General features: G+C 43.0%; 15 protein-coding genes. 1 reads left to right on the top strand and 14 read right to left on the bottom strand.

All coding sequences use genetic code 11. The features are described 5' to 3' along the window. Window positions 1–57 precede the first annotated feature (57 nt). The 4 genes from ACQKNS_RS17620 to ACQKNS_RS17635 form a co-directional block, all read right to left on the bottom strand. Complete coding sequence (locus ACQKNS_RS17620; protein WP_283899735.1) at window positions 58–1341, bottom strand: UDP-N-acetylglucosamine 1-carboxyvinyltransferase; 1284 nt, start codon at window positions 1339–1341, stop codon at window positions 58–60. A gap of 209 nt (window positions 1342–1550) precedes the next feature. After that, window positions 1551–2201 carry a fructose-6-phosphate aldolase gene (gene fsa, locus ACQKNS_RS17625; RefSeq protein ID WP_427644602.1) on the bottom strand — a complete coding sequence of 217 codons (651 nt, stop codon included), beginning with the start codon at window positions 2199–2201 and terminating at the stop codon, window positions 1551–1553. Window positions 2202–2389: 188 nt separating this feature from the next. After that, on the bottom strand, window positions 2390–3247 hold the full coding sequence (locus tag ACQKNS_RS17630; RefSeq protein WP_427644603.1) for a class II fructose-bisphosphate aldolase: 858 nt from the start codon (window positions 3245–3247) through the stop codon (window positions 2390–2392). A gap of 247 nt (window positions 3248–3494) precedes the next feature. Continuing rightward, window positions 3495–3866: a response regulator gene (locus tag ACQKNS_RS17635; RefSeq protein WP_034315860.1), complete on the bottom strand. Its 372-nt coding sequence runs from the start codon at window positions 3864–3866 to the stop codon at window positions 3495–3497. A gap of 314 nt (window positions 3867–4180) precedes the next feature. On the opposite strand from ACQKNS_RS17635, the gene ACQKNS_RS17640 reads away from it, so the two are divergent. After that, window positions 4181–4711 carry a DUF2529 domain-containing protein gene (locus ACQKNS_RS17640; protein ID WP_427644604.1) on the top strand — a complete coding sequence of 177 codons (531 nt, stop codon included), beginning with the start codon at window positions 4181–4183 and terminating at the stop codon, window positions 4709–4711. 53 nt (window positions 4712–4764) lie between these two features. On the opposite strand, the gene ACQKNS_RS17645 is transcribed toward ACQKNS_RS17640, so the two are convergent. The 10 genes from ACQKNS_RS17645 to ACQKNS_RS17690 all read right to left on the bottom strand — a co-directional run bounded on the left by ACQKNS_RS17645 (window position 4765) and on the right by ACQKNS_RS17690 (window position 18637). Next, window positions 4765–6372 (bottom strand): CTP synthase, encoded by a 1608-nt coding sequence (locus ACQKNS_RS17645; protein ID WP_076368370.1) that lies wholly within the window; start codon window positions 6370–6372, stop codon window positions 4765–4767. A 411-nt stretch (window positions 6373–6783) separates the two neighbouring features. Further along, window positions 6784–7368 carry a DNA-directed RNA polymerase subunit delta gene (gene rpoE / locus ACQKNS_RS17650; protein ID WP_427644605.1) on the bottom strand — a complete coding sequence of 195 codons (585 nt, stop codon included), beginning with the start codon at window positions 7366–7368 and terminating at the stop codon, window positions 6784–6786. 212 nt (window positions 7369–7580) lie between these two features. After that, window positions 7581–7742 carry a hypothetical protein gene (locus ACQKNS_RS17655; protein WP_427644606.1) on the bottom strand — a complete coding sequence of 54 codons (162 nt, stop codon included), beginning with the start codon at window positions 7740–7742 and terminating at the stop codon, window positions 7581–7583. A 138-nt stretch (window positions 7743–7880) separates the two neighbouring features. After that, window positions 7881–11147, bottom strand: coding sequence for a fused isobutyryl-CoA mutase/GTPase IcmF (gene icmF / locus ACQKNS_RS17660; RefSeq protein WP_427644607.1), 3267 nt, complete (start codon window positions 11145–11147; stop codon window positions 7881–7883). Between the two features lie 30 nt (window positions 11148–11177). Further along, window positions 11178–11810, bottom strand: coding sequence for a TetR/AcrR family transcriptional regulator (locus tag ACQKNS_RS17665; RefSeq protein WP_098370208.1), 633 nt, complete (start codon window positions 11808–11810; stop codon window positions 11178–11180). A gap of 111 nt (window positions 11811–11921) precedes the next feature. Continuing rightward, complete coding sequence (locus ACQKNS_RS17670) at window positions 11922–13061, bottom strand: acyl-CoA dehydrogenase (RefSeq protein ID WP_427644608.1); 1140 nt, start codon at window positions 13059–13061, stop codon at window positions 11922–11924. Between the two features lie 25 nt (window positions 13062–13086). Then, window positions 13087–14223 (bottom strand): acyl-CoA dehydrogenase, encoded by a 1137-nt coding sequence (locus ACQKNS_RS17675; RefSeq protein WP_427644609.1) that lies wholly within the window; start codon window positions 14221–14223, stop codon window positions 13087–13089. Between the two features lie 34 nt (window positions 14224–14257). Beyond that, the gene (locus ACQKNS_RS17680; protein ID WP_427644610.1) at window positions 14258–15109 is read right to left on the bottom strand and encodes a 3-hydroxybutyryl-CoA dehydrogenase; all 852 of its coding nucleotides are present in this window, start codon (window positions 15107–15109) and stop codon (window positions 14258–14260) included. A gap of 31 nt (window positions 15110–15140) precedes the next feature. Continuing rightward, the gene (locus ACQKNS_RS17685) at window positions 15141–16331 is read right to left on the bottom strand and encodes an acetyl-CoA C-acetyltransferase (protein ID WP_427644611.1); all 1191 of its coding nucleotides are present in this window, start codon (window positions 16329–16331) and stop codon (window positions 15141–15143) included. A 176-nt stretch (window positions 16332–16507) separates the two neighbouring features. Beyond that, complete coding sequence (locus ACQKNS_RS17690) at window positions 16508–18637, bottom strand: heterodisulfide reductase-related iron-sulfur binding cluster (protein WP_427644750.1); 2130 nt, start codon at window positions 18635–18637, stop codon at window positions 16508–16510. Window positions 18638–18855: the final 218 nt, after the last annotated feature.

Consider the following 18855-nt stretch of genomic DNA (forward strand, 5'->3'; position numbering starts at 1 on the left):
ATTAGTATAACACATTATATCATATATAGTAACACAATGAGGTAACAAGAAAAGGGATCAGCTTTTAAGCTGCTCCACTTCTTCTTGCGTCATTTCTTCACGCCAAATTGTCGCTCCCAAACCCGAAAGTTTTTCAACAAGATGGCTATACCCGCGATCTATATGTTCAAGCCCGGTCACTTCCGTAATCCCTTCGGCCATTAAACCGGCAATTACAAGAGCTGCTCCGGCCCGTAAATCGCTTGCCTTCACTTTTGCCCCATGAAGTTGGACAGGACCATCGACGATGCCTGCTCTGCCTTCGACTTTGATCTTCGCATTCATGCGTCGCAGTTCATCAATATGCTTAAATCGTGCCCCGTATATCGTATCGGTCACCATGCTCGAACCGCTTGCTTTTGTTAAGAGGGAAGTGAAAGGTTGCTGAAGATCTGTTGGGAATCCAGGGTAAACCAATGTCTTGATATCAACGGGTTTATATTTTTCTCCCGGTGAGACGAATATCTGGTCATCACCCGCTTCAATATTAATACCCATTTCCCTTAATTTGGCGGTCAATGACTCCAAATGCTGGGGAATGACATTATCGATCAGAATCCCTTCACCAACAGCAGCGGCTAAAATCATGAAAGTACCGGCCTCAATCCGATCCGGTATGATCGTATGCTTGCACCCATGCAAACTTTCCACACCATCAATACGAATGATATCCGTTCCCGCACCCTTTATTTTCGCTCCCATATTGGTCAACAGTGTGGCAACATCGATGATTTCCGGTTCTTTCGCAGCATTTTCAATCACAGTGCGGCCTTTGGCCAAAACGGCGGCAAGCATGATGTTGATCGTTGCCCCCACACTAACGACATCCAAATATATGCGTGCTCCACGGAGCTCGTCCGCCCTAAGGTAAATGGCTCCTTGTTCATTCGTCACTTGAGCGCCCAGTGCTTCGAACCCCTTTATATGCTGATCTATCGGACGGGGTCCTAAATGGCAGCCCCCAGGCAAGCCGATCACTGCCTTTTTGAATTTACCAAGCATTGCCCCCATCAAATAATAAGAGGCACGTAACTTCTTGACCCTTCCATTGGGAAGAGGCATTGAAATCATCCTGCTTGGGTTGACTGTCATTTCACCCTCGTCAAAGGATACCTCACCGCCAATTTCCTCCATTAACGCTTTCAGCATCTGTACATCCGAGATATCAGGCAGGCCTTCAATCGTTACGGGAGAGTCCGCTAAAATGGTTGCCGGAATAAGGGCAACCGCACTATTTTTTGCTCCGCTGACACGAATGCTACCCTTTAAAGGGTAGCCACCGGCAATTTTAAGTTTTTCCATAATAAACTCCCTTCCACGCTAAGCACTTAGAAGCTACTTTCAAAAGTAATATTTTACCACAGGAAAATTGCATAATCCGACAACTTTTACTATCTAGTTCTTTAGTTTACACAAAAGTAGAAAATTCATGTAAAAAAAAGATAAAAATTTCTAATTTATGTTAATTTTATTTAAAAGGGTGCAATCTATAGCGACTTAGCGGCAAGGCATTATGCTTCAGTACGTGAATTCCAATCGTTCAAGAAAGCTTCAATCCCTTTATCCGTTAATGGATGGTGGAATAATTGCATTAAAACTTTATAAGGGATCGTTGCAATATGCGCCCCTTTAAGAGCCGCTTCCGTAATATGCATCGGATGGCGGATGGAAGCTGCAATGATCTCAGCGTTGATATCATGGATCGCAAATATGTCAGCGATATCCGAAATTAAATCCAGTCCATTTTGGCCGATGTCGTCCAAGCGTCCTAAAAATGGCGATACATAAGTTGCTCCTGCCCTAGCTGCCAATAAAGCTTGGTTGGCACTGAAAATAAGCGTGACATTAGTTTTGACACCTTGTTTTGTAAGAGCTGAAACAGCCTTCAAGCCGTCTGGGGTCATTGGCACTTTAATCGTGATATTAGGTGCAATGGCAACGAGTTCCTTGGCTTCGGCCATCATTCCTTCAAAATCAAGCGAAATGACTTCAGCAGAAACGGATTCCTTAACAAGGCTTGTGATCTCTTTTAGCCGGTCATGGAAAGAAACTCCCTTTTCTCTTGCGACAAGGGACGGGTTAGTCGTAACACCTGCTAAAACGCCAAGTTCGTGCGCTTGTTTGATTTCTTCCATGTTTGCTGTATCTATAAAGAATTTCATAAAATATCCTCCGTATGTAATCGATTTTTTATTTCCCTATATGGCACTGAATTCTAATTGTTCTAAAAATGGAGTCCGGATTCAGCCCTGTATCTTAAAGAAACCATTAGGGGGGAGCCCCCCAATGGGAATATTGCCTTTAACATCTTACATTTAAAGGGATGGAACCCTTATGTTACGTTTCTAAATTATGCTTTGCCGTTTGAACCGAATTCACGTATTTTGCCGATGACAGTTTCTTTAATGGCTTCACGGCCAGGTACCATATATTTACGAGGATCGTACACTTCAGAATCGTTATTCAAAATTTCACGAACCGCTTTTGTGAACACAATTTGATTTTCCGTATTCACATTGATTTTCGATGTTCCAAGTGAAATCGCTTTTTGGATATCTTTCGTAGGTATGCCTGTACCGCCATGAAGAACAAGAGGTTTTTTCGTTAAATCCCGCACTTCTTCCATTTCTTTATAGCCTAGGTTAGGTTCACCTTTGTATGGTCCGTGAACGGATCCCAAAGCTGGAGCAAAACAGTCGACATCCGTTTCTTTAACTAACTGTTCACATTCTTGAGGGTCTGCATATACGACTCCATCAGCGATTACATCATCTTCTTGTCCGCCAACCGTGCCCACTTCCGCTTCAACCGAAACATTACGTGCGTGAGCGAATTCGACAACCTTCTTGGTTGTTTCTATATTCTCTTCGATCGGATGATGTGAAGCATCGATCATTACTGAAGTGAATCCGGCTTCGATAGCTTCCTTACATTTATCAAAACTTGAACCATGGTCAAGGTGAATCGCCACAGGAACAGTGATTTTCATATCTTCCAACAATCCTTGAACCATCATGACAGTCGTTTTAAAACCACCCATATGACGGGCAGCACCTTCGGAAACACCAAGGATGACTGGAGATTTTTCTTGTTCTGCAGCAGCTAAAATAGCTTGGGTCCATTCAAGGTTATTGATATTGAATTGACCTACTGCATATTTTTCATCTAGGGCTTTATTAAGCATATCTTTCATAGAAACTAAAGGCATTTGATTTCCTCCTACTAGTGGATGTTATGATTTTTAAAGTTAATTCTTTCTAGATATTCCCTAAAACCAAAGTAGCATACGCTTATAAATCAGAATATCTCTCCTCTTTTAGCATATCAATACATCAAAAAAACAGCAACAATTACACTATTCCAAGCTTCAAATTTTATTCCAAAAAAACACGGCCCATCTAAAAAAAGATAGCCGCGGCAATTCCCCAGTCAATAAAATTAAATTTTCAAGACCGTTAACTTGATTGAATCGGTAAGTATTCTCGTACGGCCTTTCTAATATCATCGATATCAAACGGCTTTGCAAAGTGTGTCATTGCCCCTAAATCCTTTGCTTCCTGAATCATATCAAGTTCACCATATGCCGTCATGATGATGACCCGGATATCCGGATCGACGACTTTCATCCTTTTCAAGATCTCAATGCCATCCATTCCCGGAATCTTCATATCCAGCAATACAAGATCGGGTGAATGGTTGTTTAGCACTTCCAAGGCCTGAATGCCATTTGCCGCTTGAAATGTTTCATACCCTTCTTTATGTAAAACCTCGTTCAATAAAATACGAATCCCGAATTGATCATCAACAATCAATATTTTCCCTGGCATTTTATCACCTCTCCCCTTCCCGATTCATCAATAAAATATATTAGCCTAATCGGCCATATTACCCGAAAAAGGGTAGTTACATAGAGTGCGTTAAATCACTTGAGGTCCAACGCATTTATTCCATCATGATTTCTATGTTCATATTCGATAATTGTAACAAAATTCCTGCTGTATGGCTAAAGGGAATTTTAATTTTTTAGTTTTTTCGACCGATTTAGTAAATTCAGCCCTTCCGGATCAAAAGCCCTGAACCTGTCAATGGAAAGGAAAGTCCTTTATAATAAGTATATTATTTTTTAAAGGAGTCCCTGATCATGTTAAAAATTTTCTCGACACAGATAAGCGGTGTATTTAAAAAAATGATTGATAATGAGGACTTTGAAATGGAGGATGCCGGACGCTTACTTGCTCAAGCTGCGGTTGGGGATGGTTCTGTGTTCATTCACGGTTTTGGTGAAATGCAGGGCGTCACTGCCGAGGCTTTGAATGGGGCAGAACCCTTTCCAAAGGCAAAAAGATATGAATTGGCTGAAACCATTTCCAGGGAAGATCGATTCCTTATATTCACCCGTCATTCTGACGATCCAGAGGCATTGACCCTGGCAAGACAACTCAAGGAAAAAGATATACCATTTGTTGCTGTTTCTACATCCGTCCCTTCTGAAAAAGAATCTCTTTTGGAGTTGGCTGACGTTCATATTGATTTACGCATCCAACGGGGATTGATTCCCGATGAAACTGGAAATCGATATGGGTTCCCTACCCTCATTGCCGCTCTTTTCGCTTATCATGGGATTAAATTCACTCTTGAAGAAATCATAAAAGAATATGAAGATGAAGAATGACCCCTTCATCCTATACAAAAAAAAACAGCCACATGGGCTGTTTTTTATATTTATTAAAGATTTTTGCCGTATTTTAATGACATACCGACAAAGTCACGGAATAGCGGCTGCGGACGGTTAGGACGCGACGTGAATTCCGGATGGAATTGAGAAGCCACGAACCAAGGATGATCTTTTAGTTCAACGATTTCGACTAGACGGCCATCCGGACTTGTACCGGAGAACACGAATCCTGCCTCTTCCATAGCTTGACGGTAGTGGTTATTGAATTCATAACGGTGACGGTGGCGTTCGTAAACGACCTCGTCATTGTACGCTTCATATGCTTTAGTTCCTTCGATAAGCTTACATGGATACAGACCAAGGCGCAGTGTTCCGCCCAAATCTTCTACATCCTTCTGCTCAGGAAGAAGATCGATGATTGGATCTGGAGTATCTTCCTTAATTTCAGCTGAATGCGCTTCTGGCAATCCAAGTACGTTGCGTGCATACTCAATGGACGCCAACTGCATGCCCAAGCATATTCCGAAGAATGGTTTTTTTGTTGTACGTGCAAATTCAGTCGCTGCAATTTTCCCTTCAATTCCACGATCTCCAAATCCGCCAGGGACAAGGATTCCATCTGCATCTTGTAGAAGTTCAGCAACATTTTCTTTAGTTACGTCTTCGGAATTCACCCAGTCGATTTCAACATCTGCATCAAATGCGTAACCGGCATGCTTAAGTGCTTCCACGACAGAAAGGTAAGCATCTTGCAATTCAACATATTTTCCGACTAAGGCGATTTTCGTTTTCTTCGATAAAGAAGTAACCTTTTTGACTAGTTCCTTCCAATCTTCCATATCCGCTTCTCCACAGTCCAATTGCAAGTGATCACAAACGATTTGGTCCATATTTTGTGCTTGAAGCGCAAGAGGGATGGAGTAAAGTGTATCCGCATCAAGACATTCGATAACGGAATTTTTATCGATATCGCAGAATAAAGCGATTTTATCCTTCATATCTTGTGAAATCGGGCTTTCTGTACGTGCAACGATGATATTCGGCTGAATGCCAAGACTGCGTAATTCTTTTACACTATGCTGTGTCGGCTTTGTTTTCATTTCACCGGCAGCTTTGATGTAAGGAACCAGTGTACAATGGATATACATAACATTATTGATGCCGATATCACTCTTGATTTGGCGAATCGCTTCAAGGAATGGAAGAGACTCGATATCCCCTACAGTACCGCCAATTTCAGTGATGACTATATCGGCATTCGTTTCATTGCCTGAACGGAAAACGCGTTCTTTAATTTCATTCGTGATATGGGGAATGACTTGAACCGTTCCACCTAGATAATCGCCACGGCGTTCTTTCCTTAGGACGGTTGAATAAATTCTGCCTGTCGTCACATTGCTGTGTTTACCAAGGTTGATATCAATGAAACGCTCATAATGCCCCAAGTCCAAATCCGTTTCAGCACCATCATCCGTTACAAACACTTCACCATGTTGATATGGACTCATCGTACCAGGATCCAAGTTGATATACGGGTCAAACTTCTGGATCGTAACATTCAATCCCCTATTTTTTAATAATCTACCTAAAGAAGCGGCTGTTATCCCTTTTCCCAAGGAAGAAACTACTCCACCTGTCACAAAAATATATTTTGTCATCTTATATCCTCCTATAGAATGTTTTCTTCCAATTCTGTTCTTCACATCAATAATTCGGAACCTGAATCGAATCTTCCGCCACATGTGCGGTTAAAAGCTAAAAACCGTAAACCAGTACAAACCATTAATCACTTAAAGGTCTTTAGTGAGAGTCATGCAGGATACATGAACAAGAATAAATTTCCTTAAATGACGTAAACATAAATATGTTCTCTATAGTTTTTACAATTCTACGAGAAATCATTTTTAAAAATAAAAAAATGATGTCATTTATTCATTCCATCATTAAAAACAAAAACGCTCCTCTTACAATAAAAGTAAGGGAGCGATATAATTTAATCATTGTGTCCTTTTTTAAGGAGCCCAAAAATGATTCTACAAATTTCGCCTCAAAAAGTCAAGGGCGATTATTTATTTCTCATCCTCTTCATCCAGGTCATCCAAATCATCTTCGTCTTCATCCTCATCATCTTCCAGGACAAATGCATCATCTTCGATTATTTCTTCTTCCAGATCGTCGTCATCATCCACGTCATCATCCAAAAGCTCTTCGTCGATGACTGGAGAACCTAGAATATCATCATCGTCGTCATCTTCATCCTCATCCAGATCATCGATATCTTCTTCAAAGTCAAGGTCTTCGTCTTCAAGTTCATCGAAATCGTCGATGACGACAGCAGCCTTTTTGGCTTTCTTTTTCTTTTTAGGTTTTACAACATGTACGACTTCTTCTTCGATTTGGTCAACCGGGTACCATGTTTTCAATCCCCAGCGGTTGTCCCCAAGTGAAGTGAAACGGCCATCCACATTTAAATCCGTATAGAATTGTGCAATTTTCTTTTCCACTTCCGCTTTAGATAAATGGTGCAGCGAAGCTAATTCACTTATTAAGTCTTTAAATGGAATCGGTTCATTTCTTTCCACTAACAAATCATATGCCATCTCTATTAAGGACATTTCCAACAATTGCTCTTTTGAGTATTGTTTTAAACTCAAATTCCGCACTTCCCTTCTCTATTCAAACACTGAATTCCGTGTTTTTTCACATAAAAAAATAATCTAAAACAGTAGTTCGATAAAATAACGACAATTCCTGCTAGACATATACTCCATTATAAACAATGTAAATGGGTTTATGCTAGTTCTATATGATACTTTCACACATTTACCTTATTGTCTATCATTCACAGGAAACCAAAAGGTAATTATCATTCCTTTTTCTTTTTGGATTTCTGACGATAGGCTGCCGTGAAAAAGATAACCGTCAGGATAAAAAAAGAAATGGCGCCCAATTGATGCTCATACAGCTCAAATAAAAAAATGATGGCAAGAATGTAACCTATGATTAATCCAATCATTTTCAGGTTCATTTTCTCAACTCCAATAGGGCTGATTCTTCATTTTTGCCCCTTTTCCAAATAATTATAAGGTAAAATCTTCATTTTGTTAAAAAAGAGGGGAATTATTTAAAAAAGAGGCCCCTAAACGTTCGGGGCCCCCTTCTTGGTTTACATATTTCTTCGATATTGACCGCCTACATCATATAGTGCCCTCGTGATTTGACCCAGACTGGCCACTCTCACGCAGTTCATGAGTTCCGCAAAGATATTTTCCCCATTCATGGCTGCCAATTTCAGTTTGGTTAGCGCCTCATCCGTGAACTCCTTATTTCTTTCCTGGAATGCCCGGAGATTCATGATTTGCCCTTCCTTTTCTTCCTTTGTTGCACGGGCAATTTCCATGCTGTTCACCGCTTCTTCGGAAGGAGGGTTTGGATTCAAATAAGTATTCACGCCAATGATCGGCAATTCCCCCGTATGCTTTTTCATTTCGTAATGCATCGATTCATCCTGGATTTTCCCGCGCTGATACTGGGTCTCCATTGCACCCAGGACACCGCCTCGATCGTTGATGCGATCGAACTCTTGCAGTACGGCCTCTTCAACCAGATCCGTCAATTCCTCTACGATGAAGGCACCTTGCATCGGGTTTTCATTTTTTGAGAGACCATGCTCCTTTGTAATGATCATTTGTATGGCCATCGCCCGGCGCACGGATTCTTCGGTAGGCGTCGTGATCGCTTCATCGTACGCATTTGTATGCAGGGAGTTACAGTTGTCCTGCAGGGCCATCAAAGCCTGAAGCGTCGTCCTGATATCATTAAAATCAATTTCTTGAGCATGAAGGGAGCGCCCAGAAGTCTGTATATGGTATTTGAGCTTCTGGCTGCGGTCATTTGCACCATATTTATCCCGCATGACAGTCGCCCAAATCCTTCTTGCCACCCTCCCGATAACCGTATATTCCGGATCGAGACCATTTGAGAAGAAGAACGACAAATTCGGGGCAAAGTCATCAATATTCATTCCGCGACTTAAATAATATTCGATGTAAGTAAAGCCATTCGCTAATGTAAAAGCCAGCTGTGAAATGGGATTGGCACCCGCTTCTGCAATGTGATAGCCGGAAATGGATACAGAGTAGTAGTTCCTGACTTTGCGATCTATGAAATATGCTTGAATGTCTCCCATTAATCTTAAAGCAAATTCTGTAGAGAAGATGCATGTATTCTGGCCTTGGTCCTCTTTCAGGATATCCGCTTGAACAGTTCCGCGTACCGTTTGAAGAGTGTATGCCTGCACTTCTTCAGCTTCGGCATCAGTAAGGGGACGGCCTAATTCCTCTTCTTTCCGTTGAATCTGCTGATCGACTGCAGTATTCATATACATGGCCAAAATGATTGGTGCCGGTCCATTGATGGTCATGGATACAGATGTTGAGGGGTGGCAAAGGTCAAAGCCTGCATACAGCTTTTTCATGTCATCCAACGTACAGATGCTGACTCCGCTTTCTCCTACCTTTCCATAGATATCAGGCCGGTGATCAGGGTCCTCGCCATATAAAGTTACAGAATCAAAAGCCGTACTAAGCCGTTTAGCCGTATCATCCTTTGACAAATAATGAAAACGCCTGTTGGTTCGGTCTGGCGATCCTTCACCGGCAAATTGCCGCTTCGGGTCTTCCCCTTCACGCTTGAATGGAAATACTCCCGCTGTGTAAGGAAAGAAGCCCGGAACGTTTTCCCGGAATACCCATCCTAAGATCTCTCCATAATCCACATATTTAGGCAGCGATACTCTCGGAATCATTAAACCTGATAAACTTTTGGTTTTCAGCTTCGTGACGATTTCTTTATCCCTGACTATCGTTACAAACTGCTCCCCTGCATACTTTTCTTTTAAATCCATCCATCCAGAAAGGATTTTTTTAGATTCAGGTGATAAATTCAAAGCGGTTTCCTTTTTCAGTTTTTCTAAAGAAGCCACCATCTCGCCGTTGTTATCATTCTCCTTGATTGCATCAATTGCTCCTTCAAGCTGGAAAAGCCTCCGGGCAATACGTACTTGTTCAGCCGCACGCTTATGATACGACCTGACCGTATCACTGATTTCACGTAAATAATACCGACGGTCAGTAGGAATGATCACATTTTGCTTGTAAACATCCGCTTCTTTCGAAAAGGCCGTACTCCAAACCGTCCCTGATTTTTCATTAAGCTTTTCAATCAGTGCAGCGAATAATGCATTGGTGCCTGGGTCATTGAATTGGGAAGCGATCGTACCGTATACTGGCATTTCCGATGGATCTTGATCAAAAAGTGTACGGCTTCTTTGGTATTGCTTTTGAACTTGGTTTTTTGCATCCTCGGAGCCTTTGCGCTCGTATTTGTTAATGACTATCAAGTCTGCATAATCAATCATATCGATTTTTTCAAGTTGCGAAGGAGCACCGAATTCACTCGTCATTACATACATCGATACATCGCATATTTCGGCAATTTCTGCATCTCCCTGACCAATTCCGCTCGTTTCAACGATGATTAAATCGAAGCCAGCTGCCTTGACGACTGAAATGGCATCTTTTATCGCCAAAGACAACTCACTTTTTGAATGGCGCGTGGCTAGGCTCCGCATATAAACACGCTCTGAAAAGATCGAGTTCATTCTGATCCTGTCACCAAGCAGGGCACCGCCCGTTTTCTGTTTGGTCGGATCCACGGATAGTATGGCGACTCTCTCGTCTGGAATTTCGTTAATGAACCTTCGTATCAATTCATCAGTCAATGAACTTTTTCCGGCGCCGCCAGTCCCTGTAATCCCCAGAACGGGAACCTTCTTTTCGGAAGTCTTGATTTGCTCAAAAAGACTCTCCACCGCTGCCGCTGATTCCTGTGAAACGTCGAGTCTATTTTCGGCAAAGGTAATAAATTGGGCAATGGCATTTGTTCCCCCGGCAATCAATTCATCAAAACGTTCTTGTAAAGATGGTTTGACTGTCGAGAAATCACACTCCTCCATCAATACGTTTATCATTCCTTGAAGCCCATATTCCCGCCCTTCATCAGGCGAAAAGATACGGGCAATCCCATAATCATGCAGTTCTTTCATTTCCCTTGGGATGATGACCCCGCCGCCGCCGGCAAAAATCCGAATATGCTCGGCTCCCTTTTCCTTCAGCAGGTCATACATATATTTAAAATATTCCACATGTCCGCCTTGGTAAGATGACATGGCTATGCCTTGAACATCTTCCTGGATGGCCGCATTCACGATCTCCTCTACCGAACGATTATGACCTAGGTGAATAACTTCTGCCCCGCTGGACTGAAGGATTCTCCTCATTATATTGATGGATGCGTCATGTCCATCAAATAAACTCGAAGCTGTGACGAATCTAATATGGTTCTTCGGTTTATACACCTCAACTGTACTCATATAGCTCCTCCTTATTGAAACTTATTTATATCAGTGCTTTTTGGAACCCGATACATTTTGAATCAATAATTGCGTCTGCAGTTCAACATACTCTTGAAGCGTATACTGTTTATGCAAAGCCCATCTTCTAAAACTCCACATCTGTCCCTGAACGAAAATGTTATGTGAAACAAGGCTTATTTGTTTTTCCGTTAACGAGAGCTCCCCATTTTCGACACATTTCGTTATCACTTTTTCGAACATGCCAACCATCCGAATTTCTTTGTTCAGAACATATGGTAAAGCATCTTTCGTCAGGGCCTTCACTTCCTGATACATGACCAGCACTTCGTCCTGCATATCATCCATCACTTTATAAAAATAGGCGATCGTCAGTTTCAAACTTTCTAGTGTCCCATCACTCTGTTCTATTTCTTTCTGAAGCTTTTCCTGGACTTCATCATAGATAAAGTCACAAACGAGGTATAATATATCTTCCTTGGTTCTGATATACTCGTATAACGTGCCAATACTAAAGCCTGCAGCTTTGGCAATTTCCCTGGTAGTTGTACGGTGAAACCCCTTTTCCTTAAAAAGGGTAACCGCTCCTTTAATCATTTGTGTACGCCTTTTTTCAACAAGCCGCTCATCCTTTACAGATGCAAGAACCTCTCTTTTTTCCATTTCCAAACTCCTTTTGAAAGCCCGTTATTCAATTATCAAAGACATTCCGAAGAAATTGAAAAGGGAATTCCGGTAAAGGCAGTGCCTTATCGGAAAACCTCAGTTTCAACTCTATTTAGTGACCATCCGTGAGATGACCAACTTTTGAATTTCCTGTGTACCTTCGTAAATCTGGGTTATTTTCGCATCGCGCATATACCGCTCCACTGGATAATCTTTTGTATATCCATAACCCCCGAAAACCTGCACGGCCTCCGTCGTCACTTTCATGGCTGTATCCCCAGCAAAAAGTTTGGACATCGCCGACTCTTTTCCATAAGGAAGGCCCACTGATTCCAACCACGCAGCTTGATAGGTTAATAGCCTTGAAGCCTCAACAGCCGTTGCCATATCCGCCAATTTAAACCCGATTCCTTGCTGTGCAGAAATTGGCTTGCCGAATTGGACGCGCTCTTTCGCATAATCAACCGCGGCATCCAATGCACCTTGGGCGATCCCTACTGCCTGGGCTGCAATTCCATTACGGCCGCCATCAAGCGTCATCATCGCAATTTTAAAGCCTTCTCCTTCTTTTCCAAGGAGATTTTCTTTAGGCACCCGACACTCATCAAAGATGATTTCCGTCGTCGGTGATGAACGGATTCCAAGCTTCTTCTCTTTTTTACCTACACTGAAGCCCGGGAAATCCTTTTCAATGATAAAAGCACTCGTTCCTTTCTGTTTCGACTCGGGATCCGTCAATGCAAAGACGACATATGTATCCGCAATCCCGCCGTTCGTAATGAAGATTTTTGAACCGCTGATAACATATTCATCACCTACAAGCTTAGCAGTCGTTCTCATACCGCCTGCATCTGATCCCGAGCTAGGTTCAGTCAGTCCGTATGCTCCGATTTTTTCACCCTGTGCCATCGGGCGAAGGTATTTTTGTTTTTGTTCTTCAGATCCAAATTTATAGATAGGCCATCCTGCGAGCGAAGTATGGGCTGATAAAGTCACCCCGGTGGATGCGCAAACGCGGGAAAGTTCCTCAATCGCTATGCAATATGCTAAATAATCACTGCCAATTCCGCCGTATTCCTCAGGCCACGGAATCCCGGTCAATCCAAGCTCAGCCATTTTATCGAAGATCTCACGGTCAAATCGTTCTTCTTCATCCCTCTCGGCGGCAGTCGGGGCCACTTCATTCTGGGCAAAGTCGCGCACCATTTTCCTGATCATTTCATGTTCTTCCGTTAGTTTAAATTGCATGATATGCCCTCCAAATTTCTCGAAATTATAGATTCTTACTGATGACCATTCTCTGTATTTCGCTAGTACCCTCATAAATTTCAGTTACTTTTGCATCCCTGAAATAGCGCTCGACCGGATATTCCGTTGTATATCCATATCCTCCGAACACTTGGACAGCTTCAATCGCCACATCTACAGCCGTCCTCGAAGCGAATAGCTTAGCCATTGCCGCCTCTTTACCGCAATTCAATCCCTGCGAGCGTAAATATGCCGCCCGATAGACCAGTAGCCTTGAAGCTTCTATGCCCGTTGCCATTTCTGCGAGTTTGAAACCAACTCCTTGTTGTTGTGCAATAGGTTTCCCGAATTGAACCCTGTCTTTTGCATATTGGACAGCATGTTCCATGGCACCCTCGGCAATTCCCAGCGCTTGAGCGGCAATCCCGATCCTTCCGGCATCCAAGTTGGCCATTGCGATCTTAAAGCCCTCACCTTCTTGGCCAAGGAGATTGGCTGTAGGGATTTTCATATCCTCGAACGTTACCTGCACCGTGCTCGAGCCATGAAGGCCCATTTTACGTTCATCTTTACCGATGATTAAGCCTGGCGTCCCTTTTTCTACGATAAAGGCGGATATTCCCCTGCTTCCCTTCTGAGGGTCGGTTGAAGCAAAAACTATAAACACATCCGCTTCCCCGCCATTGGTGATAAAAACCTTGGACCCATTTATTCGATATTCTCCGCCTTCCTTGACTGCCACTGCCTTCGATTTCAAACTCGCAGCATCGGAACCTGAGCTTTGCTCGGTCAGGCAAAAGGCGCCTAAATATTTACCAGCGGCCAACTTAGGCACATACTTTCGCTTCTGCTCTTCCGTTCCAAAATAAACGATTGGATTTGTTCCAACAGAAGTATGAACGGACAGTATGACACCGAGAGTGGGACTTACTTTGGAAATCTCATTGATGGCTATGATATAAGACATGAAGTCCATACCCGCGCCGCCGTATTCTTCTGAAATCGGAATTCCCATCAAACCAAGCTCACCCATTTTTTGCAGAATCGCTTTTGGAAACACGCCTGTTTCCATTGCCTCGATATGAGGAGTGATCTCATTCTCCGCAAAAGCACTTACCATTTTCCGCATCATTTCCTGTTCTTCTGTAAACTTGAAATCCATCCTTCATCCCTCCATAGCTGCACAACTTTCAAGATTAGTTATATTCGTAAAAGCCCCGTCCTGATTTCTTACCTAGCCACCCAGCTTTTACATATTTCCTTAACAGCGGACACGGTCTATATTTATCGTCTCCCAGCCCTTGGTGAAGGGTCTCCATTATATACAAGCATGTGTCTAGCCCAATGAAGTCAGCTAGCGTAAGCGGGCCCATCGGATGGTTCATTCCCATTTTCATTACGTCGTCGATCGCCTCTTTAGTAGCGACACCCTCATATAGTGTATAGATGGCCTCATTGATCATCGGCATTAAAATCCGATTGGCTACAAAACCTGGAAAATCATTGACTTCCACCGGTACCTTTTTCAAGGATTCAGCCATCTTTTCAACTTCTTTATAAACTTCATCCGATGTAGCAAGGCCTCGAATGATCTCAACCAGCTTCATGACTGGAACGGGGTTCATAAAGTGCATGCCAATTACCTTTTCCGGCCTTTTCGTGGCAGCGGCTATCTCGGTGATCGGAAGCGAAGAAGTATTGGATGCAAGAATGACGTGTTGCGGTGTAATTTCATCCAACTCTGCGAATATTCTTGTTTTTATTTCCATGTTTTCCACTGCGGCTTCAATCACTAAATCTACCGCAGCCGCATTTTCCAAATTCGTCGATGAAGTCAAACGGGAAAGGATTGCATCTTTCTCACCGGATTCCATCTTCCCTTTTTCAACCTGCCGGGAAAGGTTTCTGGTAATTGTTCCTAACCCCTTTTCTACAAATTCCTCTTTTAAATCGTGTAAAAGAACTTCATAACCGCTCATTGCACAGACCTGGGCAATGCCAGATCCCATCTGTCCCGCACCAATGACCATCACTTTTTGAATGCCCATGAAAATCCCCCCTCATTTATCTATGAAACTATTATCCTTGCTCAGGCACTTCAATTAAAATGGCATCTCCCTGACCGCCGCCACTGCAGATCGCTGCGATGCCCAATCCCCCTCCGCGGCGTTTCAGTTCATGCATCAGTGTAATGATTATGCGGGCTCCACTCGCCCCGATTGGGTGACCTAATGCTACAGCCCCTCCGTTTACATTCACTTTTCCCGGTGAGATGTTGGCAATTTTCCCACTGGCCAGTGCAACCGCTGCAAATGCTTCGTTCACTTCGAACAAATCAATTTCCTCTATCGATTTACCTGTCTTCTTCAGGAGTTCATTTATGACCAAACCTGGCGTTTTAGGGAAGTCCTTTGCTTCCACTGCCACTTCTGCATGAGCCAAAATATAGGCAAAAGGCGTTTTCCCTTCTTTTTCTGCACGTTCCTCACTCATCAGAACGAGTGCACCTGCCCCATCATTGACACCTGGTGCATTACCTGCCGTAATGGTCCCCTCATTATTGAAAGCTGGACCTAATTTAGCTAACTTCCCGGCAGATGTATCTTTTCTTGGGGCTTCATCATGTTCGATGGTAATTGGTTCGCCTTTTCGTACCGGCACCTGTACGGAAATGATTTCTTCTGCAAGGATACCGCCATCGATTGCCTTTATCGCTTTTTGATGACTCTCGTAAGCCCAGCTATCTTGTTCCTCACGAGTGATTTCAAGGTCCTCGGCAGTACTGTTTCCGTAAGTCCCCATATGGACGCCCGTAAAACTGCAGCTAAGTCCATCCGAAATCATCGTATCCTTCAGTTCTCCATCACCCATCCTTAGCCCCCACCTTGCTTTCGGAAGGATATAAGGCGCATTGCTCATCGATTCCATTCCGCCGGCAACAATGATTTCTTCTTCACCTAAGCGAATGATCTGATCAGCCAATGTGACGCTGCGAAGTCCTGATGCGCATACTTTATTAATGGTTTCCGTTTTCACTTCCCAAGGCAATCCAGCATGACGGGCTGCCTGACGGGACGGTATTTGGCCTTGGCCTGCTTGAAGTACATTCCCCATGATGACCTCGTCTACTTGGTCGCCTTCGATCCCGGCCCGAACAAGTGCCTCTTTGATTGCTATTCCACCAAGTTGTGATGCCGTCAAACTGCTAAGACCTCCGCCAAATTTACCAAAAGGTGTTCTCACACCGCTAATAATCACTGTTTTCGCCATCATTATTTCCCCCTATAAGTAACATTGATTGAACGCTCGCTCAATTTGGAGTTAAAAAAATAGTGTTGTAAGCGCTTAATTATATATTATATTACACATTTTTCTCAAAAATGAAAATATTTAGTTTATGAAAATTGAAAATATTGCCTGCTTGAAGCAGGCAATTTTGTTTTAAATTAAGAGGCAATCGATTTATTTTCACCAATGACCGCTTTTTCGAGCAGTTCAGCTACATCATATGTTTTAACATTTTCCTCAACTTCTTTTGCCTTCGTCCCGTCAGATAGCATGGTCAGGCAATAAGGACATCCTGAACTGATCACTGTTGGACTGACGGCCAGTGCTTGTTCGGTACGGGCCACATTAATGCGGTTTCCTGTTTCTTCTTCCATCCACATCAAACCGCCTCCAGCTCCACAGCACATACCCTTCTCACGATTGCGCTCCATCTCAATAAGTTTCACACCATCAATGGATTGCAAGATTTCCCGCGGCGGGCTGTAAACTTCATTGTACCTTCCCAAGTAACAGGAATCGTGAAATGTAATTGTCTCATTCACTGGGTACTGAGGCACCAACCTGCCTTCACTGACAAGTTTGGCTAACAGTTCAGTATGGTGATACACTTCCGCTTCCAAGCCAAAATCCGGATACTCATTCTTGAAGATATTGTAAGCATGCGGATCGATCGTCACGATTTTCTTAATTTCATTCTTCTGGAACTCTTCTATATTTTTCATTGCAAGCTCCTGAAAAACAAACTCATTACCCAATCGACGGGGAGTATCCCCTGAGTTTTTCTCCTTATTTCCGAGAATGGCAAATTTGACTCCCGCTTCATTCAATAATTTTGCAAAGGAAAGGGCGATCTTCTGGCTACGGTTATCGTACGATCCCATTGAACCTACCCAGAATAAATACTCGAATTCTTCGTCTGCCTTTTTTAATTCCTTCACGGTTGGGACGCTGACATCTTCCCGAAGGCTTCGCCAATCTTCCCTCTCTTTACGGTTCAGTCCCCAAGGGTTTCCTTGACGCTCAATATTCGTCATGGCACGTTGCGCATCAGGATCAAGTCGGCCTTCCGTCAACACTAGATAACGGCGCATATCGATGATTTTGTCGACATGTTCATTCATTACCGGGCATTGATCTTCACAATTCCGGCATGTGGTACAGGCCCAAAGTTCTTCTTCCGTAATGACTTCGCCAATCAGGCTCGGACTGTAAGCCTCGGTTGCTGCAGCAGATTCCTGCGCCCCCTGCGCGGCACCAGACAAAGCTATCTTATTTCCCTTCGTATTCCCAAAAACAAAAGATGGCACCCATGGCTGCTTCGTTGTAACGGCAGCGCCTGTATTTGTTAAATGATCACGCATCTTGATTATGATATCCATCGGTGACAGCATTTTACCGGTACCTGTAGCCGGGCACATATTCGTACAGCGCCCGCACTCCACACAGGCATAAAGGTCCACCATTTGGTACTGCGTCAAATCTTCGATATATTTGGCACCGTAATATTGATTGCCTTCTTTATCGAAAACCTCTTCTTCCAAATCAACCGGTTTCAATTTCCCCGGATTGTCCAGTCGATTCAGGAATACATTTATCGGACCGGCAATCAAGTGAGCATGCTTAGATTGCGGGATGTAAACAAGGAAAGATAATATGATCAGTAAATGCAGCCACCAAGCTACATAAAAAACGACTGTTGCCGCCGTTGTCCCCATCCAGCCGAATAGGAAAGCGATGCTTGATGCGACTGGCTCTGACCAAGTTGCATCGTGTCCATGCCAGATCATTCCCATTCCATTCCCCAGTAATACGGTGATCATGATACCGGTGATGAAGATGACAACCAAACCTGCTTTGAAATCCCTTTTCAAGCGAACGAGCTTTTCGACATAACGGCGGTATGCCGCCCATAGGATTGCAACAAGAACGGTAAGCGTCACAATTTCCTGGAAGAATGTAAAGGCAGGATAAACAGGGCCAAACGGTAAATGCCACCCTGGTCTTAAGCCTTTAACGAAAAAATCAAGTGCACCAAATTGTACTAAAATGAAACCATAAAATAACATGGCATGAATGATCCCGCTCTTTTTATCTTTAAAGAGCTTCTTCTGTCCAAATACATAAACCCCTATTTTAACAAGACGATCTTTCACACGGTTATCGAATTCCACTTTTTTGCCAAGTTTTATATAAGCTATACGGGTCTTTATCAAGTAGGCAAACAAACCGGCGGCGTAAGCGGTTACAAGCAGGAATGCAACTAAGTTGATCCACAGTAAACCATTCATTTCCATGCAGACTTTCCCCCTCTTTAGTAGATTGCAAAATGCCAGGTACCTTTTTGGGAAATTTGGCATTTTTCTGAAATTTGATTAACTCCATTATATAATGAATGAGCATTCAGTCAACTTTTTTCTTTCTAAATCTATTTAATTTTTCTGGATCTTAATTATTATAATTCGACAATTTCATGAATTCCCCTTCCCCATTCTAAAAAAATCAGAAG

This window comes from Peribacillus sp. NPDC094092, assembly GCF_050279365.1.
Classification (GTDB): domain Bacteria; phylum Bacillota; class Bacilli; order Bacillales; family DSM-1321; genus Peribacillus.